This window comes from Methyloparacoccus murrellii (assembly GCF_054657115.1).
Genome location: NZ_BAAHXD010000016.1, coordinates 1 through 24,242, shown reverse-complemented (window position 1 = coordinate 24,242; position 24,242 = coordinate 1). Strand labels below are relative to the sequence as shown.

At 66.6% G+C, this 24,242-nt stretch carries 24 protein-coding genes and 1 pseudogene; 20 read left to right on the top strand and 5 right to left on the bottom strand.

The features are described from left to right. Positions 1-23 precede the first annotated feature (23 nt). From ACYQ1H_RS06535 to ACYQ1H_RS06465, 15 genes are all read left to right on the top strand, one after another. Positions 24-2,576 (top strand): glycogen/starch/alpha-glucan phosphorylase, encoded by a 2,553-nt coding sequence (locus tag ACYQ1H_RS06535; protein ID WP_460027237.1) that lies wholly within the window; start codon positions 24-26, stop codon positions 2,574-2,576. Positions 2,577-2,628: 52 nt separating this feature from the next. After that, positions 2,629-3,933 (top strand): citrate synthase, encoded by a 1,305-nt coding sequence (gene gltA / locus ACYQ1H_RS06530; protein WP_460027236.1) that lies wholly within the window; start codon positions 2,629-2,631, stop codon positions 3,931-3,933. A 114-nt stretch (positions 3,934-4,047) separates the two neighbouring features. Further along, entirely contained in the window at positions 4,048-5,808 is a 1,761-nt protein-coding gene (gene argS, locus ACYQ1H_RS06525) for an arginine--tRNA ligase (protein ID WP_460027235.1), read from the top strand. A gap of 2 nt (positions 5,809-5,810) precedes the next feature. Further along, positions 5,811-6,353 carry an SPOR domain-containing protein gene (locus tag ACYQ1H_RS06520; RefSeq protein WP_460027234.1) on the top strand — a complete coding sequence of 181 codons (543 nt, stop codon included), beginning with the start codon at positions 5,811-5,813 and terminating at the stop codon, positions 6,351-6,353. 75 nt (positions 6,354-6,428) lie between these two features. Then, complete coding sequence (gene gloA, locus ACYQ1H_RS06515; protein WP_460027233.1) at positions 6,429-6,824, top strand: lactoylglutathione lyase; 396 nt, start codon at positions 6,429-6,431, stop codon at positions 6,822-6,824. 27 nt (positions 6,825-6,851) lie between these two features. Continuing rightward, positions 6,852-7,814, top strand: coding sequence for an L-threonylcarbamoyladenylate synthase (locus ACYQ1H_RS06510; RefSeq protein ID WP_460027232.1), 963 nt, complete (start codon positions 6,852-6,854; stop codon positions 7,812-7,814). A 4-nt stretch (positions 7,815-7,818) separates the two neighbouring features. Next, positions 7,819-8,037, top strand: a complete 219-nt coding sequence (locus tag ACYQ1H_RS06505) for a type II toxin-antitoxin system HicB family antitoxin (RefSeq protein WP_460027231.1) — start codon at positions 7,819-7,821, stop codon at positions 8,035-8,037. 12 nt (positions 8,038-8,049) lie between these two features. Next, entirely contained in the window at positions 8,050-9,429 is a 1,380-nt protein-coding gene (locus ACYQ1H_RS06500; protein WP_460027230.1) for a UDP-N-acetylmuramoyl-tripeptide--D-alanyl-D-alanine ligase, read from the top strand. A 40-nt stretch (positions 9,430-9,469) separates the two neighbouring features. Beyond that, a complete protein-coding gene (locus ACYQ1H_RS06495) occupies positions 9,470-11,074 on the top strand; it encodes a protein adenylyltransferase SelO (RefSeq protein WP_460027229.1) in 1,605 nt (534 codons plus the stop codon). A 91-nt stretch (positions 11,075-11,165) separates the two neighbouring features. After that, entirely contained in the window at positions 11,166-11,804 is a 639-nt protein-coding gene (locus ACYQ1H_RS06490; protein ID WP_460027228.1) for a histidine phosphatase family protein, read from the top strand. 262 nt (positions 11,805-12,066) lie between these two features. Continuing rightward, complete coding sequence (locus ACYQ1H_RS06485) at positions 12,067-12,312, top strand: hypothetical protein (protein WP_460027227.1); 246 nt, start codon at positions 12,067-12,069, stop codon at positions 12,310-12,312. Between the two features lie 228 nt (positions 12,313-12,540). Next, positions 12,541-13,908: a tRNA (N6-isopentenyl adenosine(37)-C2)-methylthiotransferase MiaB gene (miaB, locus tag ACYQ1H_RS06480; RefSeq protein ID WP_460027226.1), complete on the top strand. Its 1,368-nt coding sequence runs from the start codon at positions 12,541-12,543 to the stop codon at positions 13,906-13,908. Then, on the top strand, positions 13,901-14,896 hold the full coding sequence (locus tag ACYQ1H_RS06475; protein WP_460027225.1) for a PhoH family protein: 996 nt from the start codon (positions 13,901-13,903) through the stop codon (positions 14,894-14,896). The genes miaB and ACYQ1H_RS06475 overlap by 8 nt, the downstream gene beginning before the upstream one ends. After that, the gene (gene ybeY / locus ACYQ1H_RS06470) at positions 14,886-15,344 is read left to right on the top strand and encodes an rRNA maturation RNase YbeY (RefSeq protein ID WP_460027224.1); all 459 of its coding nucleotides are present in this window, start codon (positions 14,886-14,888) and stop codon (positions 15,342-15,344) included. The genes ACYQ1H_RS06475 and ybeY overlap by 11 nt, the downstream gene beginning before the upstream one ends. After that, positions 15,341-16,195 carry a CorC family transporter gene (locus tag ACYQ1H_RS06465; RefSeq protein ID WP_460027223.1) on the top strand — a complete coding sequence of 285 codons (855 nt, stop codon included), beginning with the start codon at positions 15,341-15,343 and terminating at the stop codon, positions 16,193-16,195. Before ybeY ends, ACYQ1H_RS06465 begins: the two co-directional genes overlap by 4 nt. 105 nt (positions 16,196-16,300) lie before the next feature. On the opposite strand, the gene mepA is transcribed toward ACYQ1H_RS06465, so the two are convergent. From mepA to ACYQ1H_RS06450, 3 genes are all read right to left on the bottom strand, one after another. Continuing rightward, positions 16,301-17,140 carry a penicillin-insensitive murein endopeptidase gene (mepA, locus tag ACYQ1H_RS06460; protein WP_460027222.1) on the bottom strand — a complete coding sequence of 280 codons (840 nt, stop codon included), beginning with the start codon at positions 17,138-17,140 and terminating at the stop codon, positions 16,301-16,303. A 76-nt stretch (positions 17,141-17,216) separates the two neighbouring features. Beyond that, on the bottom strand, positions 17,217-18,302 hold the full coding sequence (locus ACYQ1H_RS06455; protein WP_460027221.1) for a coiled-coil domain-containing protein: 1,086 nt from the start codon (positions 18,300-18,302) through the stop codon (positions 17,217-17,219). Next, entirely contained in the window at positions 18,295-19,548 is a 1,254-nt protein-coding gene (locus ACYQ1H_RS06450; protein ID WP_460027220.1) for a hypothetical protein, read from the bottom strand. Before ACYQ1H_RS06450 ends, ACYQ1H_RS06455 begins: the two co-directional genes overlap by 8 nt. Positions 19,549-19,668: 120 nt before the next feature. Here ACYQ1H_RS06450 and ACYQ1H_RS06445 point away from each other — a divergent pair, with 120 nt between their 5' ends. Next, positions 19,669-19,806: a hypothetical protein gene (locus tag ACYQ1H_RS06445; RefSeq protein WP_460027219.1), complete on the top strand. Its 138-nt coding sequence runs from the start codon at positions 19,669-19,671 to the stop codon at positions 19,804-19,806. 12 nt (positions 19,807-19,818) lie between these two features. On the opposite strand, the gene ACYQ1H_RS06440 is transcribed toward ACYQ1H_RS06445, so the two are convergent. Continuing rightward, positions 19,819-20,238: a secondary thiamine-phosphate synthase enzyme YjbQ gene (locus tag ACYQ1H_RS06440; protein ID WP_460027218.1), complete on the bottom strand. Its 420-nt coding sequence runs from the start codon at positions 20,236-20,238 to the stop codon at positions 19,819-19,821. A gap of 298 nt (positions 20,239-20,536) precedes the next feature. On the opposite strand from ACYQ1H_RS06440, the pseudogene ACYQ1H_RS06435 reads away from it, so the two are divergent. The 3 genes and pseudogenes from ACYQ1H_RS06435 to ACYQ1H_RS06425 form a co-directional block, all read left to right on the top strand. After that, a pseudogene (locus tag ACYQ1H_RS06435) lies at positions 20,537-20,642 on the top strand (prepilin-type N-terminal cleavage/methylation domain-containing protein); the annotation flags it as partial. 41 nt (positions 20,643-20,683) lie between these two features. Further along, on the top strand, positions 20,684-20,974 hold the full coding sequence (locus tag ACYQ1H_RS06430; RefSeq protein ID WP_460027264.1) for a pilin: 291 nt from the start codon (positions 20,684-20,686) through the stop codon (positions 20,972-20,974). A 145-nt stretch (positions 20,975-21,119) separates the two neighbouring features. Next, entirely contained in the window at positions 21,120-22,484 is a 1,365-nt protein-coding gene (locus ACYQ1H_RS06425) for a glycosyltransferase family 87 protein (protein WP_460027263.1), read from the top strand. Here the strand turns inward: ACYQ1H_RS06425 and hemH are convergent. Beyond that, positions 22,424-23,458, bottom strand: coding sequence for a ferrochelatase (hemH, locus tag ACYQ1H_RS06420; protein ID WP_460027217.1), 1,035 nt, complete (start codon positions 23,456-23,458; stop codon positions 22,424-22,426). The genes ACYQ1H_RS06425 and hemH overlap by 61 nt on opposite strands. A 199-nt stretch (positions 23,459-23,657) precedes the next feature. Here hemH and ACYQ1H_RS06415 point away from each other — a divergent pair, with 199 nt between their 5' ends. Further along, entirely contained in the window at positions 23,658-24,233 is a 576-nt protein-coding gene (locus tag ACYQ1H_RS06415; RefSeq protein ID WP_460027216.1) for a hypothetical protein, read from the top strand. Positions 24,234-24,242: the final 9 nt, after the last annotated feature.

Genomic DNA, 24,242 nt, shown 5'->3' with positions numbered 1-24,242 from the left:
TTTCTCCCGAGCACACCGGCACGATGTTCAAGAAACCCCCGCCTCCTGCCGGCCGCGAGCCGGCCACACCGAAGCCGGAGCCATCCCCGCGGATCGCACCCGAGAGCGTCGACACGGAGGCCATCAAGCGCGCCTTTCTCGACAAGCTGTTCTACGTTCAGGGCAAGTTTCCGGCGCTGGCGACCCAGCACGATTACTACATGGCGCTGGCTTACCTGGTCCGCGACGCGCTCCTGAACCACTGGGTCAGCACCGCCGCGGTCTACACCGCGCAGAAGTCGCGGACGGTTGCCTACCTGTCGGCCGAGTTCCTGCTCGGCCCGCACCTGGGCAACAATCTCAACCATCTCGGCATGACCGGCATCGTCCGTCAGGCGCTCACCGAGCTCGGCCTGAATCTCGATGTCCTGCTGGCGGAGGAGGATGAGCCCGGCCTCGGCAACGGTGGCCTGGGGCGCCTCGCCGCCTGCTATCTCGACTCCATGGCCACCCTCAGCATCCCGACCCTGGGCTACGGTATCCGTTACGAGTTCGGCATCTTCGAGCAGGCCATCGTCAACGGCTGGCAGGTGGAGCGCACCGACAAGTGGCTGCGGTTCGGCAATCCCTGGGACATTGCCCGGCCGGAATGGGCCGTGGAGGTCAAGCTGGGCGGCCATGTCGAACGCTTCGAGGACCCGCGGGGCCGGATGCTGATCCGCTGGGTGCCGGCGCAGATTGTCAAGGGCGTCCCCTACGACACGCCGATCGCCGGCTACCGGACGCACACCGCCAACACGCTGCGGCTCTGGCAGGCGGGCGCGCCGGAGTCCTTCGACGTCGCCACCTTCAATCGCGGCGACTACTACGGCGCGGTGGAGCAGAAGGTCATCTCGGAAAACCTGACCAAGATTCTCTATCCGAACGATGAGCAGATCCGCGGCAAGGAACTGCGGTTGCAGCAGCAATACTTCTTCGTTTCCTGTTCCCTGCAGGACATGTTGCGCATCCTGCGCGTCCAGCACATTCCGGTCGAGCGGTTCCACGAGAAGTTCACCATTCAGCTCAACGACACGCATCCGGCCATCGCCGTCGCCGAGCTGATGCGCCTGCTGCTGGACGAACAGGGTCTTGGCTGGGATCAGGCCTTCGGCATCACCCGCAGGACCTTCGCCTACACCAATCACACGCTGCTGCCGGAGGCCCTGGAGCGCTGGCCCCTGGCGCTGTTCGGCCGCCTGCTGCCGCGTCACCTGGAGATCGTCTGCGAGATCAACGCGGTCTTCCTGGAGGAGGTGCGCATGCGCTTCATCGGCGACGAGGCGCGGGTGGCGCGCCTGTCGCTGATCGACGAGACCGGTGAGCGCTATGTGCGCATGGCGCATCTGGCCTGTGTCGGCAGTTACGCCATCAACGGGGTGGCGGAACTGCACACGGCGCTGCTGAAGTCGGACGTGCTGCGGGATTTCCACGAACTGTGGCCGCACAAGTTCCAGAACAAGACCAACGGGGTCACGCCAAGGCGCTGGATCCAGCTCTGCAATCCCCGTCTGGGCCGGCTGCTCGACGAGGCCGTCGGGCCCGGCTGGATCACCCGGCTGGAGCAGCTCCGGGCGCTGGAACCCCTGGCCGGCGATCCCGCCTTCCGGGCGCGCTGGCGTTCCATCAAGCGCGCCAACAAGCACGACTTCGCCGCCTATGCGCGCCGCGAGCTGGGCGTCGGCATCGATCCCGAGTCGCTGTTCGACGTGCAGGTCAAGCGCATCCACGAGTACAAGCGCCAGCACCTGAATGTGCTGCACATCATCCATCTGTATCTGCGGCTCAAGAGCGACCCCCATCTCGAGATTCCGCCGCGCACCTTCATCTTCGGCGGCAAGGCGGCGCCGGGCTATCACATGGCCAAGCTGATCATCAAGCTGATCAACGCGGTCGGCGCGGTGGTCAACCGCGACAGGACGCTGCGCGACCAGATCAAGGTGCTCTTCGTGCCCAACTACAACGTCACCATCGGCCAGCGCATCTATCCGGTGGCGGAGCTGTCCGAGCAGATCTCGACCGCCGGCAAGGAAGCTTCGGGTACCGGCAACATGAAGTTCCAGATGCACGGCGCCCTGACCATCGGCACCCTCGACGGCGCCAATATCGAAATCCGCGAGGAGGTCGGCCCGGAGAACTTTTTTCTGTTCGGTCTCAACGCCGCCGAGGTGGCGGAGAGCTACCGGCACGGCTATGACCCGCAGGGGCTGTATCACGCCGATCCGGCCCTGCGCGAGGTGCTGGACGTGATCCGCGCGGGCCTGTTCTCGCGCGGCGATGCGGCGCTGTTCCAGCCGCTGCTCGACAACCTGCTGCATCACGACCCGTTTCTGGTGCTGGCCGACTTCCGGTCCTACCTGGAGTGCCAGGAGCAGGTCGGTTCCGCCTACCGGGACGCCGAGCACTGGGCGCGCAGGTCCATTCTCAACACGGCGCGATCCGGCAAGTTTTCCTCCGACCGCGCCATTCGCGAGTACTGCGAGGACATCTGGAAGGTGGCGCCGGTGGCGGTGAGCCTGATCCGGCAGCACCGGCCGGGCGCGGGGTCCGTGCAGTGAGGCGGCAGCTGCCGCCGCCATTTTTCCCATCCAAGCGTGAGAAGGTGGAACCATGACAAGCAAACGCCAGAAGCTGTCCCTGGTGGCGGAAGCGCAAACCCTGTGCGAACTGCCGCTGTATCCGGGCACGCTGGGCCCGGACGTCATCGATGTGCAGGCCCTCTACCAGGCGACCGGCCTGTTCACCTACGATCCGGGATTCAGTTCCACCGCCAGCTGCCGGTCCGCCATCACCTACATCGACGGCGATGCGGGGGTGCTGCTCTATCGCGGCTATCCGATCGAGCAGCTGGCCGAGCACTGCCGCTTTCTCGAGGTGTGCTACCTGATCCTCCACGGCGAGCTGCCCGATCCGGACCCGTTGCGGGCGTTCGAGCGCAACATCACCCTGCACACCATGGTGCATGACCAGCTGAGCAACTTCTTCAAGGGTTTCCGTCGCGATGCCCACCCCATGGCCATCCTGGTCGGCGTGGTCGGCGCGTTGTCGGCCTTCTATCACGAGGCCCTGGACATCCGTTCCGGCAGGGACCGCGAGATGAGCGCCATCCGCCTGATCGCCAAGGTGCCGACCATCGTCGCCATGTGCCACAAGTACAGCACCGGCATGCCCTTCATGTATCCGCAGAACCGTCTCGGCTATGTCGAGAACTTCCTCTACATGATGCACGCCACGCCCTGCGACGAGTACCGCCCCAACCCGGTGCTGGTGAATGCGCTCGACCGCATCCTCATCCTGCATGCCGATCACGAGCAGAACGCTTCCACCTCCACCGTGCGCCTGTCGGGCTCCAGCGGCGCCAACCCCTATGCCTGCGTCTCGGCCGGCATCGCCTGCCTGTGGGGTGCGGCACACGGCGGCGCCAACGAGTCGGTGCTGAACATGCTGGAGGAGATCGGCGACGTGTCCCGGATTCCCGCCTACATCGCCCGGGCCAAGGACCGCAACGATCCCTTCCGGCTGATGGGTTTCGGCCACCGCGTCTACAAGAACTACGATCCCCGCGCCCGGCTCATGCGCAGTACCTGCCACGAGGTCCTGAACGAGCTGGACCTGCATGACGACCGGCTGTTCGCCCTGGCACTGGAGCTGGAGCGGATCGCCCTGGAGGATGACTACTTCATCGGGCGCAAGCTCTATCCCAACGTCGACTTCTATTCCGGCATCGTGCTGCACGCACTTGGCATTCCCACCAAGCTGTTCACCGCCCTGTTCGCCATGGGGCGGACGGTCGGCTGGATCGCCCACTGGGCCGAGATGATCAGCGATCCCGAGCACCGCATCGGGCGCCCGCGCCAGCTCTATACCGGCCCGGCCCGGCGGGACGTTCCCGCCGGGCACAGACGGACCCGCTGACACCGTCGCGGGGCGGGACGGGCAGGCGGCCGCCCCGGTGTCCGCGGCTGTCATCGGTCGGGGGATTCGGGGATAATACCGCCCTCGTTCAGCCCGCCTCCCCGATTTTCCCGCATGAAGAAACGCCTGGAATCCCTGCTCGCCGCCGCCGTCGATACCCTCCGGCAGGCGGGCAGCCTGCCCGCCGACGTCGCGGCCACCTGCCTGGTCGAGCGCGCCCGCGATGCCCAGCATGGCGATTTCGCCACCAACCTGGCCATGACCCTGGCCAAGTCCGCCCGCAGCAATCCCCGGGCGCTCGCGGAAAGCATCATCGCCGCGCTGCCGGCCGATCCCGTCGTCCTCAAGGTCGAGATCGCCGGTCCCGGCTTCATCAACTTCTTCCTCGACCCGCAGGCGCAGTTCGGCGTCATCCGCGGCATCCACGAGGCCGGCCACGACTATGGCAAAAGCCGCCGCGGCGCCGGCCAGCGCGTACAGGTGGAATTCGTCTCCGCCAACCCGACCGGCCCGCTGCATGTCGGCCACGGGCGCGGCGCGGCCTATGGCGCGGTGGTTGCCAATCTGCTGGCGGCCATCGGCTGCGAGGTGCATCGCGAGTATTACGTCAACGACGCCGGCCGGCAGATGGATATCCTCGCTGCCAGCGTCTGGTTGCGATATCTGGAGGAATGCGGCGAGAGTCTGGTGTTTCCCAGCAACGGCTATCGCGGCGAGTACGTCAGGGCCATCGCCTTCGATCTGCACAAGGCCCAGAGCGAACGCCTGCGTCGGCCGGCGGCCGAGGTGTTCGCCGACATTCCCGCCGACGAGCCGCAGGGCGGTGACAAGGAACTGCATATCGACGCGCTGGTGGCCCGAGCCAAGGCGTTGCTTGGCCCGGCCGACTACCGGCTGGTGTTCGACGCCGGCCTCAACGATATCCTCGCCGACATCCGCCAGGATCTGGAGGAATTCGGCGTCCGTTACGAGGAATGGTTTTCCGAGCGTGGCCTGACCGAATCCGGCGCCGTCCAGCGCTCGCTCGATACGCTGCAGGCGGCCGGCTATCTGTATCAGCAGGACGGCGCCACCTGGTTCGCCTCGACCCGCCTCGGTGACGAAAAGGACCGGGTGGTGGTGCGCGAGAACGGCCAGATGACCTATTTCGCCTCCGACATCGCCTATCACATGCAGAAGCTGGAGCGCGGCTTCGATCGCATCATCAACATCTGGGGCGCCGACCATCACGGCTACATCCCGCGGGTGAAGGCCGCCATCGAGGCGCTGGGCGGCGAGCGCGACAGGCTGGACGTGCTGCTGGTGCAGTTCGCAGTGCTCTACCGCGGCGAGGAGAAGGTGCAGATGTCGACCCGTTCGGGCGAGTTCGTGACGCTGCGGCAGTTGCGCAACGAGGTCGGCAAGGACGCGGCGCGCTTCTTCTACGTCATGCGCAAGTCCGACCAGCACATGGACTTCGACCTCAAGCTGGCGACCTCGCGCACCAACGAGAATCCGGTCTACTACGTGCAGTATGCCCATGCCCGCGTGTGCAGCGTGTTCCACCAGCTCGACGAGAAGGGCCTGCCACGCAATCTGCCGAACGGCATGGCGCACCTGAGCCGGCTGACCGAGCCGCACGAGAACGCCCTGGTGACCACCCTGGCGCGCTATCCGGAGGTGGTCGAGCAGTCCGCCCTGCAGCATGCACCGCATCACCTGATTCATTATTTGCGCGAGCTGGCCGCCGAACTGCATGGCTATTACAACTCGCACCAGTTCCTGGTCGAGGATGCCGATCTGCGCGACGCCCGCCTGAACCTGATCGCCGCCGTGCGGCAGGTCATCGCCAACGGCCTGGCCCTGCTGGACGTTTCCGCGCCGGAAGCCATGTAGCGATGGCCAAGGACCTCAAGCACCGCGTTCCCGCCTTCCGCCAGAGGAAACCCCTCAAGGCCGGTCTCCGGCTGGGCGTGGCGCTGCTGGTCGTGCTGATCCTGATCGCCACGGCGGTGGCGATCTTCCGGCACGGCAGCCAGACCCAGGCTGCCGTGCCGGCCGCGGAGGCCGCCGCCGAGCCGGCAGGCCCGCCGGCGCCGCAGTTCGGCTTCTTCCAGCTCATGCCGGATGACGAGCGCAAGATCGCGGAGGGCGACATCAATGCCGCGTTGCGCGACAAGCGTCTGGGCAAGCCGCCGGTCGAGAGCCCCTGTTACCTGCAGGTCGGCGCCTTTCCGCAGCTCGGCGAGGCCGAGGCGCTGAAGGCGCGGCTGGAGGGCATCGGCTCGCTCGCGCCGCGTCTCGAACAGATCCGGCTCGAATTCGCGACCTGGTACCGGGTCATGCTGGGTCCCTACCGGACCATCCTGGATGCCAACCAGGTCCGCCTGTTTCTGCGCAGCCGCGCCATCGACAGCGTCATGCAGGCACCGGTCCGCTAGCCACGGCAGGGCGCACCAGACCCCGTCGCAATGATCCGCCCCCGGGCGGGCCCGACACGCACAGGAGAACCACCGATGAGAATCCTCCACACCATGCTCCGGGTCGGCGACCTGGACCGTTCCATCGCCTTCTACACCGATGTCCTCGGCATGCGGCTGCTGCGCCGGCAGGACTATCCGGATGGCCGCTTCACCCTGGCCTTCGTCGGCTACCAGGACGAGCAGGATGGCGCCGTCATCGAGCTCACCCACAACTGGGATACCGACCGCTATGAACGCGGCAACGGCTTCGGTCATATCGCCGTCGAGGTCGACGACGCCTACCGGACCTGCGAACTGGTCCGGCAGCGCGGCGGCAGCGTCATTCGCGAGGCCGGCCCGATGCAGCACGGCACCACAGTCATCGCCTTCGTCACCGATCCGGACGGCTACCGGATCGAATTCATCCAGAAAGGCACCGGACCGCACTGAGCCTGTCACCCTCGAATCGTCCCGCCCATGCCGATCACCGATGATATCGACGCGGCCGTCCGCCGGCTTCGCGCCGGTGGTCTGGTGGCATTTCCGACCGAGACGGTTTACGGCCTTGGCGCGGATGCCGCCCATCCGGCAGCGGTGCGGCGCATCTTCGCCGTCAAGGGCCGGCCGGCCGATCATCCGCTGATCGTTCACATCGGCGACGCCGGAATGCTGTCGGCCTGGGCCCGGGACATTCCCCTTGCTGCCCTGCGGCTGGCGGAGCGCTTCTGGCCCGGGCCGCTGACGCTGATTCTCCGGCGCGGCCAGGCGCCGCTGGAAGTGACCGGCGGCCAGGACAGCGTCGGCCTGCGCGTTCCCGGCCATCCCGTCGCCCTGGACCTGCTGCGCCGCTTCGGCGGCGGCATCGCGGCGCCCTCGGCCAACCGCTTCGGCCGCGTCAGCCCGACCCGCGCCGAGCATGTGCTGGACGAATTCGGCGAAACGGTCGACCTGATCCTGGCGGGTGGCGATTGCCGCGTCGGACTGGAGTCGACCATTCTCAGCCTAGTGGGAGAGCAGCCGGTGCTGCTGCGGCCCGGCGCGATCGCCGCCTCCGCGCTGGAAGCCGTTCTCGGTACCCCGCTGGCGGGCCAGCCGATCCCCAGTGACGTGCGGGCCCCGGGCATGCTCGAATCCCATTACGCACCCGACACGCGGCTACTGTTGTGCCGGCCGGAGCAGCTTGCGGCGACCGCCCGCGAACTCCTGGCGCGCGGCCTGCGCATCGCCGTGATGACCCGGGCCCTTTCGGCGGATGACCTGCCCGCCGGCCTGCATTTGCATCCCATGCCCGCCGGGGCCGCCGAGTTTGCCCGGCAACTGTATGCCAGCCTGCGCCGGCTGGATGACGGGGACTTCGATACCATCGTCGTCGAGCAGCCGCCCGATGACGAAGCCTGGCGGGCGGTCAATGACCGGCTGGGCAGGGCCAGCACGAACTGAAGCCATGCGTGTCGCCGTCATCATCGAAAAAGCCGAGGGCAGCGTTCCCGCTTGCGTGCCCGACTTGCCGGGATGCGTCACCATGGGCGCCAGCCTGGAGGCGGTGGAATCCAGCCTGCGTGCAGCCATCGCCCTGCCTGTCGAGGGGGATGCGCCAGGACGGCTTGCCGGTCCGCCTGCCCGCCACCGTGGTCGAGTATTGCGAACCGGCCGCCTGAATTGACGGATCACATTCATGAGGAACCGCAACATGATGACCCTGGGCGAACTCGCCGACCTGATGCCCGGCGCCACGCTGACCGGCGAGGCCGGACGGCCGTTCCGGGCGATCAGCACCGATACCCGCCACCTGCCGGAGGAGGCTGTCTTCTTCGCGCTCCACGGCGAGCGGTTCGACGCCCATGACTTCGCCGACCAGGCCGTGGCCAGCGGCGCCCTGGCGCTGGTGGTCGAGCGGCCGCTGGCGTTCGCCGTGCCGCAGATCGTCGTGCCCGATACCCGGCTGGCGCTGGGCGCTGCGGCAGCCGGCTGGCGGGCGCGCTTCGACATCCCGGTGATCGCCGTCACCGGCAGCAACGGCAAGACCACGGTGACCCAGATGCTGGCCGGCATCCTCGCCACGGCAGCCGGCGAGGATGGGCGCCTTTCGACCCGCGGCAACCTCAACAACGACATCGGCCTGCCGCTGACGCTGTTTCGCCTGCGCCCCGAGCATCGCTATGCCGTGGTCGAGCTGGGCATGAATCATCCTGGCGAGATTGCCTATCTGGCCGGCATCGCCCAGCCGACCGTCGCCCTGGTCAACAATGCCCAGCGCGAACATCAGGAGTTCATGGGTACGGTCGAGGCGACCGCGCACGAGAACGGTGCCGCCATCGCGGCACTGCCGGCCGACGGTGTCGCCGTCTTTCCGGCCGATGATGACTGCGCCCCCGTCTGGCGCGAGCTGGCGGGGGCGCGCCGGATTCTCGATTTCGGCTTCCGCCAGCCGGCGGCGGTCGGCGCCCGCTTCGCGCCGATTCCCGGCGGCCTCCACCTGAGCCTGAACATGCCCGAGGGTCCGATCGAATGTCGTCTGCAACTGGCCGGCGCGCACAACGCCCATAACGCGGCCGCGGCGGCCAGCGCCGCGCTGGCCGCCGGCATCGCGCCCGCCATCATCCGCCGCGGACTGGAAGCCTTCACCCCGGTCAGCGGCCGCGGCGTCATCCGCCGCGCCACGGCCGGCGCCACGGTCATCGACGACAGCTACAACGCCAACCCCGATTCGGTGCGCGCCGCCATCGAGCTGCTGGCCGGGCTGACGGGAACCCGCGTGCTGGTGCTGGGCGACATGGGCGAGGTCGGCAACCAGGGGCCGGCGTTCCATGCCGAGATCGGCGGCTACGCCCGCGAACGGGGCCTGGAGACGTTGTTGGCGCTGGGCGAGCAGACCCGCGCCGCCGTGGCCGCATTCGGCGGTCCGGCCGAGCATTGCGCCGGGATCGAGACGCTGATCGAGGCGGCCCGTCGGCTGTCCGGCCCCGGCGCCACGCTGCTGGTGAAGGGTTCGCGTTTTATGCGGATGGAGCGGGTGGTCGAGGCGCTCTGCGGGGACGGCGCCGCCGCGCGGTGATCGCCGGGAACCCGGACCGGCCTTTGCCACTCAACCTGGCATGAATACCCGCAAACGCCTGCATGAGCTGCGTTTCGGCAGCCGTTTCGTCGACGCCCTGCCGGCCGATCCCGATACCCGCAATATCCCGCGCCAGGTGCAGGGCGCATGCTATTCCCGCGTCTCGCCCACGCCGGTACCGGCCCCCCGCCTGCTGGCGCACGCCGCCGAGGTTGCCACCGAGCTGGGGCTTGCCGATGACGCCCATCGCGACCCCGGCTTCGCCGAGGTGCTGGCGGGCAATCGCCTGCTGCCCGGCATGGTGCCGCACGCCACCTGCTATGGCGGCCACCAGTTCGGCCAGTGGGCCGGGCAGCTGGGCGATGGCCGCGCCATCAATCTCGGCGAGACCCTGTGCCCCGATGGGCGTTATCGCACGCTGCAGCTCAAGGGCGCCGGACCCACGCCGTATTCCCGCCGGGCGGACGGTCTGGCGGTGCTGCGTTCCTCGATCCGCGAATTTCTCTGCAGCGAGGCCATGCATCACTTGGGCGTGCCGACCACGCGCGCGCTGAGTCTGGTCGAGACCGGGCAGGCGGTGATCCGTGACCTGTTCTACGACGGCCATCCCCGACCCGAGCCCGGCGCCATCGTCTGCCGGGTGGCGCCCTCCTTCACGCGCTTCGGCCACTTCGAGATCTTCGCCGCACGCGGCGATATCGAGGGCCTGCGCCGGCTGGTCGATTTCACCCTGGCCGCCGATTTTCCCGAGCTGGCGGCCGCGCCCGCACGCGATGGCTACCTGCGCTGGTTCGAAGAGGTCTGCCGGCGCACGGCGGCGCTGCTCGTCCATTGGCAGCGGGTCGGTTTCGTGCATGGGGTCATGAACACCGATAACATGTCGATCCTGGGGCTGACCATTGATTACGGCCCCTATGGCTGGGTGGACGACTACGATCCCGACTGGACGCCCAATACCACCGATGCCGCCGGCCGGCGCTACCGTTTCGGTCACCAGCCGCGCATCGCCTACTGGAACCTGGTGCAGCTGGCCAACGCCATCCATCCGCTGATCGGCGAGGTCGCACCCTTGCAGGCGGCGCTGGATGCGTACCCGTCCGGCTACGAGCGCGGCTGGCGCGAGATGATGGCGGCCAAGCTGGGCTTCGTGGCCTACGAGCCGGCCAGCGACGACGCACTCGGCGCCGAACTGCTGGAGATCCTGCCCGCCGTCGAGACCGACATGACGCTTTTCTTCCGCCAGCTGTCCGCCATCGGACCCGGCCTCGCCGAGGCCGACGAGCCAAGCCTGCTGGCACCCTTGGCGGACGTCTGGTACCGGCCGGAGACGGTCGGCGAGGCGCATCGGCAGCATCTTGCCCGCTGGCTGCGGGCCTATGCCGGCCGGCTGCGCCGGGATGGACGGTCGGACGACTGGCGCGTGGCGCGCATGCAGGCCGTCAATCCGCGTTACGTGCTGCGCAACTACCTGGCCCAGCAGGCCATCGACCGCGCCGAGGCCGGTGACCCGGGCATGATCCACGAACTGCTGGAGGTCCTGCGCCGCCCTTACGCGGACCAGCCGGGCCGGGAGGCCTTTGCCGCCAGGCGCCCCGACTGGGCCCGCAACCGGCCCGGCTGCTCGATGCTGTCGTGCAGTTCCTGAGGTCCCCATTGGCTCCCGTGTCGGCCGCCCGGCTCGCCTTGCCGGCGCGGGGTCGAGCCCCGGATTTTTCGCACCCGACAGGTGAATGCCCATGCCTCTCACGCTTTTCCTGCTGCGACACGGCGAGACCGAAGCCAGCGCCAGCGGCGGCTATTGCGGCCTGACCGATATCGATCTCACCGAGACCGGCCGGGAGATGGCCGAGGACTTCGCGCTGGCCTACCGGGATCATCCCTGGGCCGGCGTCTACGTCAGTCCCCTGCGGCGCACCCGGGCCACGGCGGCGCCGCTGTGTCGGCTGGCGGGGCACGAGATGCGGCTGCGGCCGGGGCTGCGCGAGATCGACTATGGCGAATGGGAGGGCAAGTCGGCCGCCCAGGTTGCCGGGGAGTATCCGCGTGACTATCCGCGCTGGCTGGCGGATGCCGGCTGGAACGGACCGACCGGCGGCGAGCGCGGCATCGATGTCGCCCGGCGGGCGCTGGAGGTGCTCGACGAGATCCAGCAAGCCCATTGCGACGGCGACGTGCTGGTGGTTTCCCACAAGGCCACCATCCGCATCCTGGTCTGTGCGTTGCTCGGCATCGATCTGGGCGGCTATCGTGACCGGGTGGACACGCCGGTGGCCTCGCTGGCGGTGATCGAGTTCCACGAGCATGGCCCGCGCCTGGTTCGGTTGGGCGACCGCTCGCATCTGCGCGCCGCACTTCGCGACCGGGCGGGTACCTGATGCCCCAAGGCGCGCCCGTCGTGCCCCAATATCGGGCAACATGGGGGGTGAGCCGGGCCCGGGGCGGCTGCCGGCCGGGCCGCGAATCCCTGCCGGGCCGGCGTCGAGCCGGGCGGTCCGGGGCCGGTGCCGCCGCGACCGGTTCTGGCATGCTAGCTGCTTCATGAAGGTCGGGCTGAGTTTCTCCTTCTCAGTCGAATGGCTTATGGGTATCCGGCCCGCCCTCCGGCTGACCGGATACCCATCTTTTTCCCCTCACGACATGCACACGAGAGAGGACCAGGTCATGGGCACGATGACACCGATTTCGCCCCGCCACGCGAACGACGAGCGCGACCAGCTGATGTTCTACCGCCAGACCGTTCCGGTTGCCGCCCGTCCCGAGACGCCCGAGCCGGGCGCCGTCAGCCGTTTCTACCGCTTCGTCTATCCGAGCCTGCCGGACGATGCCCGGGGGCACGGCGACTGGCTGGAAGCACTGATCCGGCGCAACCGCTGGCTGCCCTGACGCCCGCCGGCCCAGGGTTTGGCCACCCCGGTACCCCCTTCATCCCTGCCTGCCTGAATCGCTCCGGGCAACCCGGACGCCCCGGGATATCTCCCGCAACGCTCGCCCAGCCACGTTCGGCCCTCCCGCCCGGGAGCCGGCCGGACAACCGCCCGTGCCGGATCGCGGCGCCCTGACAAGTCCGGGAAGTCTGATAGAATCTCGCCGCCGCAAAGATCGCCCAACGGGATGACGCAGAAACTCTATATCGAAACCCTAGGCTGCCAGATGAACGAATACGATTCCGCCAAGATGCGGGACGTATTGCATGCCTCCCACGGTTTCGAGCTGACCGACGATCCCGAGCAGGCCGACGTGCTGCTCATGAATACCTGCTCCGTGCGCGAGAAGGCCCAGGAAAAGGTGTTCTCCGAACTCGGTCGCTGGCGGCCGCTGAAGCAGAGCCGGCCGGATCTCGTCATCGGTGTCGGTGGCTGCGTCGCCAGTCAGGAGGGCGAAGCCCTGCAGAAGCGCGCCCCCTATGTCGACCTCGTGTTCGGCCCGCAGACCCTGCACCGCTTGCCGCAACTGCTGGACCGGGTGCGCAGGGAGCAGCAGCCCGCCATCGACGTTTCCTTCCCCGAGATCGAGAAATTCGATGCCCTGCCGGAGCCACGCGCCGAGGGGCCGAAGGCGTTCGTGTCGATCATGGAGGGCTGCAGCAAGTACTGCACCTTCTGCGTCGTGCCCTATACCCGCGGCGAGGAGATCAGCCGCCCGCTGGATGATGTCATCGCTGAGCTGGCATTGCTGGCGGAGCAGGGTGTCCGCGAGGTCGTGCTGCTGGGGCAGAACGTCAACGCCTACCGCGGCCTGATGGACGACGGCGAGATCGCCGATTTCGCGCTGCTGCTGCATTACGTGGCCGCCATCGACGGCATCGAGCGGATCCGCTATACCACCTCGCATCCGGTCGAGTTCAGCGACAGCCTGATCGAGGCCTACGCGGACATTCCCAAGCTGGTCAGCCACCTGCATCTGCCGGTGCAGAGCGGCAGCGACCGCATCCTGTCCCTGATGAAGCGCGGCCATACCCGCGAGGAATACATCGACAGGATTCGCCGCCTGCGCGAGGTGCGCCCCGAACTCTCGCTGTCCTCCGATTTCATCGTCGGCTATCCCGGCGAGACCGCGGCGGACTTCGAGGCGACCATGGACCTGATCGAGACCCTCGGCTACGACCATTCCTTCAGCTTCATCTACAGTCCGCGGCCCGGCACGCCGGCGGCCGACCTGCCCGACGACGTGCCCATGGCCGAAAAAAAGGCCCGCCTGGCGTGTTTGCAGGCGCGCATCAACCAGATGGCGGCGGAGATTTCCCGCGGCATGGTCGGCAGCGTGCAGCGCGTGCTGGTCGAGGGTGCTTCCAAACGCGACGGGCGCGAGCTCTGCGGGCGCACCGAAAACAACCGGGTGGTCAACTTCCCGGGCGATCCGCGCCTGATCGGCCAGTTCGTCGACGTGCAGATCACCGAGGCGATGCCGAACTCGCTACGCGGCCGCTGGTTGCCGGCCCCGGCGGCGCCCGGCTCATCCCAAATGGCCTCACTTGCTTAATTTCCCCATTACCCTCCAGCTGCGGCTGGAGCCGGACGACAACGAGCGGCTGGCCAGCCTCTGCGGCCAGTTCGACGAACACCTGCGGCAGATCGAGCGCCGGCTGGGCGTGGAGATCGCCAACCGCGGCAACCAGTTCACCCTGATCGGCGCCGACCGCGCGGTGCAGGCCGCGGCGCGGGTGGTGCAGAGCCTGTTCGCGGCCAGCCGCGACGAGGTCATCACGCCGGAGCGGGTGCATCTCTCGCTGCAGGATGCCAATGTCGAGGCGATGCTGGCGACGGCCGCCGCCACCGAGCCGGCGCCGGTTTTCCGCACCAAGCGTGGCATCATCCGGCCGCGCGGCGCCAATCAGCAGCACTACCTGCAAAACATCGCCCGCTGCGACATCAACTTCGGCATCGGTCCGGCGGGTACCGGCAAGACCTATCTGGCCGTCGCCTGCGCGGTGGCAGCGCTGGAAAGGGAGGAGGTCCGGCGGCTGATCCTGGCCCGTCCCGCGGTCGAGGCCGGCGAGAAGCTCGGCTTCCTGCCCGGCGACATGGCGCAGAAGGTCGATCCCTACCTGCGGCCCCTGTACGACGCGCTGTACGAGATGCTCGGCTTCGAGCGGGTCGCCAAGCTCATCGAGCGCAACGTCATCGAGGTCGCGCCGCTGGCCTTCATGCGCGGCCGCACGCTGAACGAATCCTTCATCATCCTCGACGAGGCGCAGAACACCACCGTCGAGCAGATCAAGATGTTCCTGACCCGTGTCGGCTTCGGCTCCAAGGCCGTGGTGACCGGCGACATCACCCAGATCGACCTGCCGCGCAGCAAGGAATCGGGTCTGCGCCACGTGCTGGAGGTGCTGCGCGAGGTCGAGGGCATCAGCTTCACCTTCTTCGGCGCCCACGATGTCGTCCGGCACCCCCTGGTGCAGCGCATCGTCGCCGCCTACGAGGCCTGGGATCGGGCCCGGCCCGCGACCGACACCCATGATCGTTGAGGTCGACAACGTCTCGGGCCTCGCGGTACCGGAAGCCGAGCTGTTTCAGCGCTGGGCGGTGGCCGCCGGATCCGATGCGGACGACGCCGAGGTCTTCATCCGCATTGTCGACGAGGCCGGCAGCGCCGAGCTCAACCAGACCTACCGGCACAAGCCCGGACCGACCAACGTCCTCAGCTTTCCCTGCGAGACGCCGCCCGGCGTGCCCAACCTGCTGCTGGGCGATCTGGTCATCTGTGCGCCGGTGGTCGAGCGCGAGGCGCGGGAACAGGACAAGCCGGCGGAAGCGCACTGGGCGCACCTGGTGGTGCACGGTGTGCTGCACCTGCGCGGCTACGATCACATCGAAGACGACGATGCCGAGCGCATGGAGGCGGTGGAAATCGACATCCTGGCGCGGTTAGGCTATCCCAACCCCTATGAGATCGACGAGGCCCCCAAGACATGAGCGATGATTCCGCGGGCGAGCATCGAAGTTGGCTCGCCCGCCTGACCCACTTCATCTCCGGCGAACCCGAGGACCGCGAGGATCTGCTGGAACTGCTCAAGACCGCCCACAAGCGCCAGCTCATCGACACCGACGCCCTTTCCATGATCGAGGGCGTGCTCCAGGTCTCCGAACTCCGCGTTCGCGATATCACCGTTCCCCGCTCGCAAATGGTCGTCGTGCCGCAGGATGCGGAGATCGAGACCGTCTTCCCGCTCGTCGCCGAATCCGCCCATTCCCGTTACCCCGTGATCGCCGAGGACCGTACCGAGGTGGTCGGCATCCTGCTGGTCAAGGATCTGCTGCTGCAGAGCCTCAAGGATCGCAGCAAGCTGGTCCGCGACATCATGCGCTCGGCGCTCTATGTGCCGGAGAGCAAGCGCCTCAATGTGCTGTTGCGCGAATTTCGCGCCACCCGCAGCCACATGGCCATCGTGGTCGACGAATACGGCGCGGCCGCCGGTCTGGTGACCATCGAGGACGTGCTGGAGCAGATCGTCGGCGACATCGAGGACGAGCATGACTTCGGCGACGAGGAATACATCTTCCGCAAGAACGACCGCGAATACGCCCTCAAGGCACTGACGCCGATCGAGGATTTCAACGACTACTTCGGCGCCGACTTCAAAGACGACGAGTTCGACACCATCGGCGGCCTCATCGTCCATCACCTGGGGCATGTGCCCAAGCGCGGTGAGAAGGCCGAGCTGGGGCGCTATCGCTTCATCGTTCTCCGCACCGACAGCCGCCGCGTCGAGCTGTTCAAGCTGGTGCTGCTCAACGGCGAGAGCGACGAAAGCGGCCGGAAATGACCGCCCCCGGCGCGCGGCATTGCCGACCCGCCGCCGTCACGTACCGCCATCAGACCCTACGTCATCGGGCCTTCCACCCGCGGCGGCCCCGGCGGGCACCGCCGCTCAATCATCCGCCAGCACGGCCCGGCATTCGGCAGGCATGAGGGGCTTTGGCGGAGGTGGCGTCTTGGCGGGCGCAGCGGGATCGGGCGTCCGCCGGAACCACCAGTCGAGTTCGTTGCAGCCATCGCCGGGCGGAATGGGCTCCTGCCGCTTGCAGGCCGGGCTGTCCGGCGGACAGGCCAGGCGCATGTGGAAGTGATCCTCGTGACGGTACCAGGGACGGATTTTCCTGAGCCAGGTACGGTCGCTGCGGCTGCCGAGGCACAGCGCCTGCTTGATGCGGGCGTTGACGAAGATCCGGTCCACCGCCGGCAGGCTGGCCGCCGCCTTCAGCAACTGCGCGTGGCTGTCGCTCCAGAGCCGGTCGTCGAGTCCGTCGCTGGTCCGGTTCAGCAGGCTGTAGGCGCGGACATCCGAGCGATCCGCGTTGGCGTTGAGATGCAGGCCGGGGCTGAGGTCGAACCAGACGTCGGCATCCAGGCCTGTCTGATGGCTGCGGTGGCCGAACGGCATCGGGCCGCCGCGCGCCATGCCGAGATCACCGACGTGCATGATGCCCAGTCCCTGTGCCGCCCGCTCGCCCAAGGCCTGGATCGAGCGGATCAGGCTGGGGTGGCCGTAATAGCGGTTGCGCTCCAGATGCATCACCACATAGCCCTTGCCCTCGGTCGGCAGCGTGCGGGCGCCGCGGATGCAGCCGGCGCTGGTGTCGCCGATGGCGCGGGAGGGGCCGGCGCTGGGACTGGGCACGTCCGCCCAGGGATTGGCCTCGGCGAGCGAGGTGGTCAGCGCCAGGACGAGGATGGCGAGGCGCAACAGGTTCGGTTTGCGATCGATCATGCCGACAGGGTTCATTCCGATGGTCAGGGGGGATGGCCGGGCAGGCCTGCGTGTACCCGGCAGGGGGCAGGGCGCTTCAGCCGGGGTCGGTGTGCCGCGCGATCTGGCCTTCCATGGCGATGGCGTTGTCCTGGTCCTGGCCGAGCGGGAAACGCTTCTTGGCGCCGATGATCCAGCCCTTGGCCCGCGCCAGCCGGGTCCTGTGGATTTCCTCCTCCAGCGCCAGCCGCTGCCGTTCCATGGCCAGGAGCTCGATCTCCCGCTTCAGGTGATCGTGCACCTCGCCATGGCTGTCGGTGCGCTGGTCCTTCTCCAGCAGGCGGGCTTCCAGTTCCAGGCGCTTGAGTTCGGCCTCCTGGCGGATGCGTTCACGCCTGAGCCGGGTCTCGCTGTCGATCCTCTCGGACTCGCGGGTCTCGTCGGCCAGCAGCGCCTCGCGCGCCTGCAGGGTCTGCTCCTGTTGCTGGGCGCGCAGCAGGGCGGTTTCCTGCTTCAGCAAGTCCAGCAGCTGTTGCTGCTGTTCCAGGTGCAGCCGCTGTTCCAGCAGGGCTTCCTGATGCCGCTCGCGGGCAACGCGCGCCAGGGTTTCGCGGCGGCGCCGCAGGAGTTCCAGGGCCATGCCGTTGCGGGCCGGGTCGGCCGAGGCCATGTGCTCGTCGAACTGGTCCACGTCGAGTGCGGCGAAGGTGGCCTCGATGCGGCAGCGGCAACGGCTCTGGATATCGCGGATGGCCAGCAGTTCCTGGGCCAGGTCCTCGATCTCCCGCTCCAGCCGGGCATGGCCCTGGTTCAGCCAGTTGGCCGATTCCAGGGCCCGCAGCGCCGCCTCGGCGGTGTCCTTCAGCAGCGCGCAATACTGCCGGCGGATGTGTCCGCCCAGATCCTCCAGGTGCTCGACATGCTCGCGGGCGAAGGCCAGGGTGGGCTGGAAGCGGATCGCGAGCGCCGCCCTGACGGTGCAGAGATTGCCCAGCGAGGGCGGTTCCAGGGGGATGTCCCAGTCCTCGATGACGAGATCGAAGACGCGATGATGGAGCCGCTTCACGTAGCCGCGCGGCCGGGGAAAGACACGCCGGTAGGGTCCCAGCCGCGACAGCACCACGCGCCGGTCGCCCTCGAAGCCGGCGTTCCAGCCGCTGTCGTCATGACCGGACTCAGCCATGCCGCTGTTTCCGCAGGGCCTCGGCCAGCGCTGCGTCGTTGGCCGGCATGCCGGACGGCGGGGCCGGCTGCCGCGCCAGCCGTTCGGCGATGATGGGGTAGAGGTTGGGGGCGAACTCCACCGACGAGCCGCTCATCTTGCGCAGGTAGCCGCGATTGAGCAGGAAGGCCACCGAGAACATCCGCTGCCAGTCCGGAACCCGCCGGGCGCGCTCCAGCTCCGTGCGTTCCAGGCGGAATTCCAGCTCGTCGTTGCGATTGATGGTGAAGCGGCTGAATTGGCGCAGTCCCTGGAAGGCCAGCTCCCTCTCTTCCTCGGTCAGCGGACCCGGCGCGGTCATTTCCAGGCGGTAGGACAGCACCAGGGTGAAGAAGTCCACCATCGAGGCGCAGGCCAGCGCGAACCACGACAGATCGGCCCACATGGCGAAGGACGGCGTGATGCCGCGCGAGAATTCCGCGAAGCTGGCCAGCCGCGGCCCCTGTACCGGCGTCAACCCGTAGTTGGCGGCCAGCTGGTCGGCCTGTATCGCCAGGTTCTGGAATGCCTCCAGCAGGCGGGCATGGGCCGTGGCCTCGCTCGGGCGTGCGGAGAAGGCCAGCAGCGCCGCGCGGGCCGCCGCCAGGGCGGACTCCAGCGGCTGGGTCTGGGTATCCAGTCTTTTCAGGCGCGACTGCTCGCCTTGCAGGATCTCGTTGTAGTAGCTCCAGATCCGGCCCTTGCCGACCTTCTGCCCGGCCATGCCCGGATGCGTGCTCAGGTAGGCCCGCTCCGTGTCGCGGGCGGCGGCGTCGATGCGCTTGTGCTGCTCGGCCGTGAGCCGGCTGCGCAGGGACACCACTTCGACCATGTAGCGGTTGACGTCCTCCGCCAGCCGCGCCTGGCGCTCGATCAGCAGCGTGTCGCGCCGGGAAAACTCGTAGAACTTGAAATAGGAAAAGGTAACCGATACCGTCAGCGCCACCAGCAGCGACAGGACCACGCTCAGGTAGCGCAAGGGGTTGGCCCGCCAGTGCATGCCGGCCAGCTCCAGCGAGCAGATGACGACGATGGACTGCACCGCGACGGTGACGATGAAGGCAATCCAGGGGGTGATGAAGTAGCTGAGCCCGTAGTAAGTGGTGTAGCCCGAGGCGACGCTGAGCATCAGCACAATGGGCACCGACAGGACCCGCAGCAGGCCGACGAAGGTGCTCTGGATCAGGTTCAGCCAGCCGCCGATGCGCCAGACGGGGGCTTGGCTCATGGTGTCGGGCCGGACGGCGCCCGGCGATGCGGCGGGGTGGCGGATGTGGGCATAGGGTCTGGCTCTCCCCAGTTTCGGGCTATCCTAGCGCGTCCAACCCGACCCTGTGAAGCCAAACCCATGACCCTTTTCTGGATCACTCTCGGCCTGGTGGTGCTGATCGTCGCCGGCAACGCCCTGACCCTGCTGCGCACCGCCCGCAGCCACCGGATTCCCGAAGGCGCGAAACCGCAGCCCTACGGCGAGGACGAGGACTAGCGGCGGCCCGGGCTATTCGCCGATGATCTTCACCAGCACGCGCTTGCGCCGCCGGCCGTCGAACTCGCCGTAGAAGATCTGCTCCCATGGCCCGAAGTCCAGCTTGCCCTCGGTCACGGCCACCACCACCTCGCGGCCCATCAGCTGGCGCTTCAGGTGCGCGTCGCCGTTGTCCTCGCCGGTCAGGTTGTGCCGGTAACGGCTCAGCGGCGCGTGCGGCGCCAGTTCCTCCAGCCAGCTGGCGAAATCGCCATGTAGGCCGGACTCGTCATCGTTGATGAACACCGAGGCGGTGATGTGCATGGCATTCACCAGCGCCAGACCCTCGCGGATGCCGCTTTCGCGCAGGCACGCCTGCACCTCGGCCGTGATGTTGACGAAACCCACGCGCTGGGGCGTGTTGAACCAGAGTTCCTTGCGGTAGCTTTTCATGCGGACGATCTCCGTGGTGGACAGGGCGGGCATTATGGCCCCATGACGGCAGTTGCTGCCTGTCATGGGGGCAGCCCTTGCGCAAGCCGCCAGCCCTGGCCGCGCGCACGTCATGACGAATCCGCAAATCTGCTAAAGTTCCCGTGTGCTGGTGGCAGCGGGGGGCTCGGCCCATGGCGGGCTCAATGCGTTGAGGCGAGCGGCCTTGGAGGCTGGCCGGGGCACGACGGGTACGAAAAAAAATAGCTAACGGACAGACATTGTCAGGAGGTTCGCCGTGAATACGGAATTCAGAAACATGAGACAGCAGGGTTTTACCCTGATCGAGTTGATGATCGTTATCGCGATCATCGGTATTCTGGCGGCGATTGCGATCCCCGCCTATCAGGACTATACGGGCAAGGCGCAGTTGGGGGATGCCATTGCAATTGCTTCGGGTCGGAAAGTGGCTGTGGCGGAAGCGTATATCAATACGGGGAGCTTGACTAATCTTGATGGCGATACAAATGGGATTCCTCCTAACACAACGACAGGAGCGGGGAAATATGCTGAATCTCTGGTTGTTGATGAGGGTGTTATCACGGCAACAATGAAAGCCACAGGGGTGGCATCCTGTGTGCAAGGTAAAATAGTTAGGCTGACTCCAGTAGCGCCAGCCCAGGCCAGTGACCCTATTAAATGGACTTGCTATTCCGATGCAAGCTGCAAGCCCTCTACCTGTGGAGACTCCAGCTGATGGTTCGTCAGAGTATCTGATTTTTCGCACAAAAAGCCCCTCTCGTAGGGGCTTTTTATTGCCGTTTCATGGGCGGCGACAAGTTCTGCCTTACTGCCATGGCGCTGTAAGGGCAGGGAAGCGCTTTTGGTTGGTGTTGAATACAATGCTGAATGGTATTTCTAGTCGGTCGCCCTTCCTGGCGAACGCGCTTGTTGGGTGCGCGTTGTTCGCCTTGTCTCTTGCTGTTTTCTGGTTCTACTATGGTGCGGCAAGAGAGGTATATGGCAGCGGGGCTTTGAATGATTTCTATAAGTTCTATTTGTCATCTCGCAATGTGCTGACGGGCGGGCAGTCGTACTGGATGCCGCCAGACAAGGCTCGAAAGTGCCAAAACCAATCGCTGCCACAGCCGGCAATGGGCGGGGACCACGGGCCTCGGGCTCCTATGCGGATTGAGGAGATCATTCACCCAAACCTCAATCCGCCAACCATGGTTATGTTGGTGATGCCGCTGGCCTACTTGAGCTATGAAGATGCATGGATCCTGTTCTGTATGGTCTCCCTTGCCTGCGCCGGACTTGCGTGGTGGCAGGTTCTGAAAAGCCGGGCCTTCCCTGGCTTAGCCTCATCTCGGCGAGCCATTCTGACGGTTCTGGTCTTCCTTGCTTATTTCCCTTCCTATGCGAATTTCGAGTATGGTCAGGTCGCTTTCCTGTTGATGCTGCCCATGACGCTTTCCTGGTTCGCCCTGAGAATGGGAAAAGACCGCTTGTCGGGTCTTTATCTGGGGCTTCTCGTTGGACTTAAACCGTTCTTTGTTTTTTTCTTTCTGCCCATTCTGTGTGCAGGCCGCTGGTCGGTTCTGGTCTCGGCGCTGGCTGGTCTGGTCATCGCTGTAAGCTGCTCTGGCGGCCTGCTGGGATTCCAGCATTACAGTGATTATCTTGCTGTCCTGGGCAAGGTATCTTGGTTTTCCTCGAGCTGGAATGCGTCCTTTTTCGGGTTCTACACCAAGCTATTCGGGGGAGCGGAAGGAAACGCATGGTTCGACGCGCCGGTTCTGTCTTCATGCTTGATTTTCTTGTCGAGCATGATGGTGGTGCTTGTCGTGGCACGTCTCGTTTGGAGGGCGAGGTTGCTGGGTGTGTCCCGGCCGGAGTTGGCGGACAGGCTTTTCCTGCTGTCGACGCCTTCCATGTTGCTGCTCTCGCCCCTGGGCTGGATGTATTACTTTCCTCTGTTGGCGGTGCCGGTCCTGATCTTTATCCGTTGCATAAGTCAAAGTCCCCACAGAAGAATCTATGGGCTCCTTTTAATTCTGTCCCTGATGTTGTCTGGCGTGCCCTCATTCCTGATATCGTCATGTGCCATCAAGACGTTGGGCGACGTATTGTGGCGGCATTCCTTGCCGTTTTATTCCCTGGTTGGTTTCTTTGTGCTGGCGGTTGCCGTGTCGTATGGCGGCTTTCAAGCCGAAGGCAGCCGCTCCCTGACCAACGTTTCGAGGCAGTCGATGAAGCGGGGGTGATCGTTGCTGCTTGGCACCAGCTGCACCTTCTCGCCGCCGTGCTGGGCGAACAGCGCTTGATATTCCTCGCCGATCTCGATCAGCGTTTCCAGGCAGTCGGCGACAAAGGCCGGGCTGAAGACCAGCAGCTTGCGGGCGCCCTGCCGGGCCTGCGCCTCGATGACCTGGTCGGAAAAGGGTTGCACCCACTTGCCGTTCAGGCGTGACTGGAAGCAGGTGGTGTAGCGGGATTCCGGCAGCCCCAGCCTGGCGGCCAAGAGGCGGGTGGTGGCGTAGCAGGCCGCCTTGTAGCAGAACCGGTTGGCCTCGTTGACCTCGGTCTCGCAGGGCTGGTCGGCGCACAGGTCGCCGTCGGCGTATACCTTGTCGAGCTGGCGCTCCGGCAGGCCGTGGTAGGAAAACAGGACATGGTCGTATTCGTCCAGCCGGAAACCGTCGGCACGGGCGGCCACGGCATCGATATAGGCCGGCTGGTCGTAGAACTGGCTCACCGTGCTGAGCTCGGGGATCACCCACCAGCGGCGGATGATGTCCAGGGCCCGGTCGATGGCGGACCCGGTCGAGGCACTGGCATATTGCGGGAACAGGGGGATCAGCACGATGCGGGCGTAATTGGCGCGGCGCATGCGCTCCAGCACGCTTTCCAGCGAGGGATTCTGGTAGCGCATGGCCATTTCCACCACCACCGGTTCGCCCGCGAAACGGGCCTGCAGCAATGTCTGGGCACGCTCGGTGTAGGTCAGCAGGGGCGAGCGGCCGCCGCCCAGTTCCCACAGCTGCCGGTAGATCCTGGCCGATTTCGGCGACCGGAAGGGGACGATGATGCCGTTGACCAGCAGCTTCCGGGCCAGCCAGGGCAGGTCGACGACCCGCGGATCGTTGAGGAACTCGCCAAGGTAGCGGGCCACATCGCGGGTCGAAGGGCTGTCGGGAGTGCCAAGCTGCATCAGCAGTACGCCGGTTTTTGAGGTCATGGGATTCCTGGGGGCTGGGAAAAACAATGGAAGCTGGATATACAGCGGCGGACCGCGGGAGTTCCCCGCTGGCGCGAAAATCCCTCGCCGATTCTAGCAAAGGCCCTGGCGCCGAGGCTCTTGTCGCCCGATGGGCCCGCCCGCATACTCTCGCTTTCGCGTTACCCCAGCCTGTCCCTTGCCCCGGAGAGCCTTCGCCATGGAACAACCCTACGACCTGATGGGCGGCATTCTCAGCACCAAGGCCGACGAGCGCATGATCGGCTTTGCCGGCTTCATGCGCCCGCAGAGCGGGCAACAGCCGGCCCTCGAGGGCATCGTCAAGGTGTCGGCCTTTCACCGGGAGGATGGCAGCGGCTATCTGACCCTGACCTTCGTGATCGATCACGAACCCGGCGTCGTGGCCGGCGACACGATCCGGTACCTGCGGGCGCCCGACCAGGCGGCCTTGCAGGCGCGCCTGGGCCGCGATTTCGAGATGCTGATGGACATGCCGCTGACATCGCCGAAGGCGGCGTCGCCCTTCCGGATCGAGGAAATGGATGTCTATTTCCGCTCGCTGCGGGGGCAGGAGCGGGCGATTGTCGAAAGCCGCCTGTTTCCCGCGCTCGGCGAGCTGCTGGGCTTGCAGTGCGAGGCTCTGCAAGCTTGGCAGGCGGAGGGCGGGACACCGGCCGGCGACCCGCTGGCCGAAGCCGAGGCGCGGCTTGCGCGGACGGCGTCGGAAAACCGTCCGCGTTCCCTCTGGCGCCGGCTGTTCGGCGGGGGCGGCTGATCGCCGTCG

Coding starts and splice junctions, on each gene's coding strand:
- ACYQ1H_RS06535 (WP_460027237.1), top strand. CDS start 24: ATGTTCAAGAAACCCCCGCCTCCTGCCGGCCGCGAGCCGGCCACACCG.
- gltA (WP_460027236.1), top strand. CDS start 2,629: ATGACAAGCAAACGCCAGAAGCTGTCCCTGGTGGCGGAAGCGCAAACC.
- argS (WP_460027235.1), top strand. CDS start 4,048: ATGAAGAAACGCCTGGAATCCCTGCTCGCCGCCGCCGTCGATACCCTC.
- ACYQ1H_RS06520 (WP_460027234.1), top strand. CDS start 5,811: ATGGCCAAGGACCTCAAGCACCGCGTTCCCGCCTTCCGCCAGAGGAAA.
- gloA (WP_460027233.1), top strand. CDS start 6,429: ATGAGAATCCTCCACACCATGCTCCGGGTCGGCGACCTGGACCGTTCC.
- ACYQ1H_RS06510 (WP_460027232.1), top strand. CDS start 6,852: ATGCCGATCACCGATGATATCGACGCGGCCGTCCGCCGGCTTCGCGCC.
- ACYQ1H_RS06505 (WP_460027231.1), top strand. CDS start 7,819: ATGCGTGTCGCCGTCATCATCGAAAAAGCCGAGGGCAGCGTTCCCGCT.
- ACYQ1H_RS06500 (WP_460027230.1), top strand. CDS start 8,050: ATGAGGAACCGCAACATGATGACCCTGGGCGAACTCGCCGACCTGATG.
- ACYQ1H_RS06495 (WP_460027229.1), top strand. CDS start 9,470: ATGAATACCCGCAAACGCCTGCATGAGCTGCGTTTCGGCAGCCGTTTC.
- ACYQ1H_RS06490 (WP_460027228.1), top strand. CDS start 11,166: ATGCCTCTCACGCTTTTCCTGCTGCGACACGGCGAGACCGAAGCCAGC.
- ACYQ1H_RS06485 (WP_460027227.1), top strand. CDS start 12,067: ATGCACACGAGAGAGGACCAGGTCATGGGCACGATGACACCGATTTCG.
- miaB (WP_460027226.1), top strand. CDS start 12,541: ATGACGCAGAAACTCTATATCGAAACCCTAGGCTGCCAGATGAACGAA.
- ybeY (WP_460027224.1), top strand. CDS start 14,886: ATGATCGTTGAGGTCGACAACGTCTCGGGCCTCGCGGTACCGGAAGCC.
- ACYQ1H_RS06465 (WP_460027223.1), top strand. CDS start 15,341: ATGAGCGATGATTCCGCGGGCGAGCATCGAAGTTGGCTCGCCCGCCTG.
- mepA (WP_460027222.1), bottom strand. CDS start 17,140: ATGATCGATCGCAAACCGAACCTGTTGCGCCTCGCCATCCTCGTCCTG.
- ACYQ1H_RS06455 (WP_460027221.1), bottom strand. CDS start 18,302: ATGGCTGAGTCCGGTCATGACGACAGCGGCTGGAACGCCGGCTTCGAG.
- ACYQ1H_RS06450 (WP_460027220.1), bottom strand. CDS start 19,548: ATGAGCCAAGCCCCCGTCTGGCGCATCGGCGGCTGGCTGAACCTGATC.
- ACYQ1H_RS06445 (WP_460027219.1), top strand. CDS start 19,669: ATGACCCTTTTCTGGATCACTCTCGGCCTGGTGGTGCTGATCGTCGCC.
- ACYQ1H_RS06440 (WP_460027218.1), bottom strand. CDS start 20,238: ATGAAAAGCTACCGCAAGGAACTCTGGTTCAACACGCCCCAGCGCGTG.
- ACYQ1H_RS06425 (WP_460027263.1), top strand. CDS start 21,120: ATGCTGAATGGTATTTCTAGTCGGTCGCCCTTCCTGGCGAACGCGCTT.
- hemH (WP_460027217.1), bottom strand. CDS start 23,458: ATGACCTCAAAAACCGGCGTACTGCTGATGCAGCTTGGCACTCCCGAC.
- ACYQ1H_RS06415 (WP_460027216.1), top strand. CDS start 23,658: ATGGAACAACCCTACGACCTGATGGGCGGCATTCTCAGCACCAAGGCC.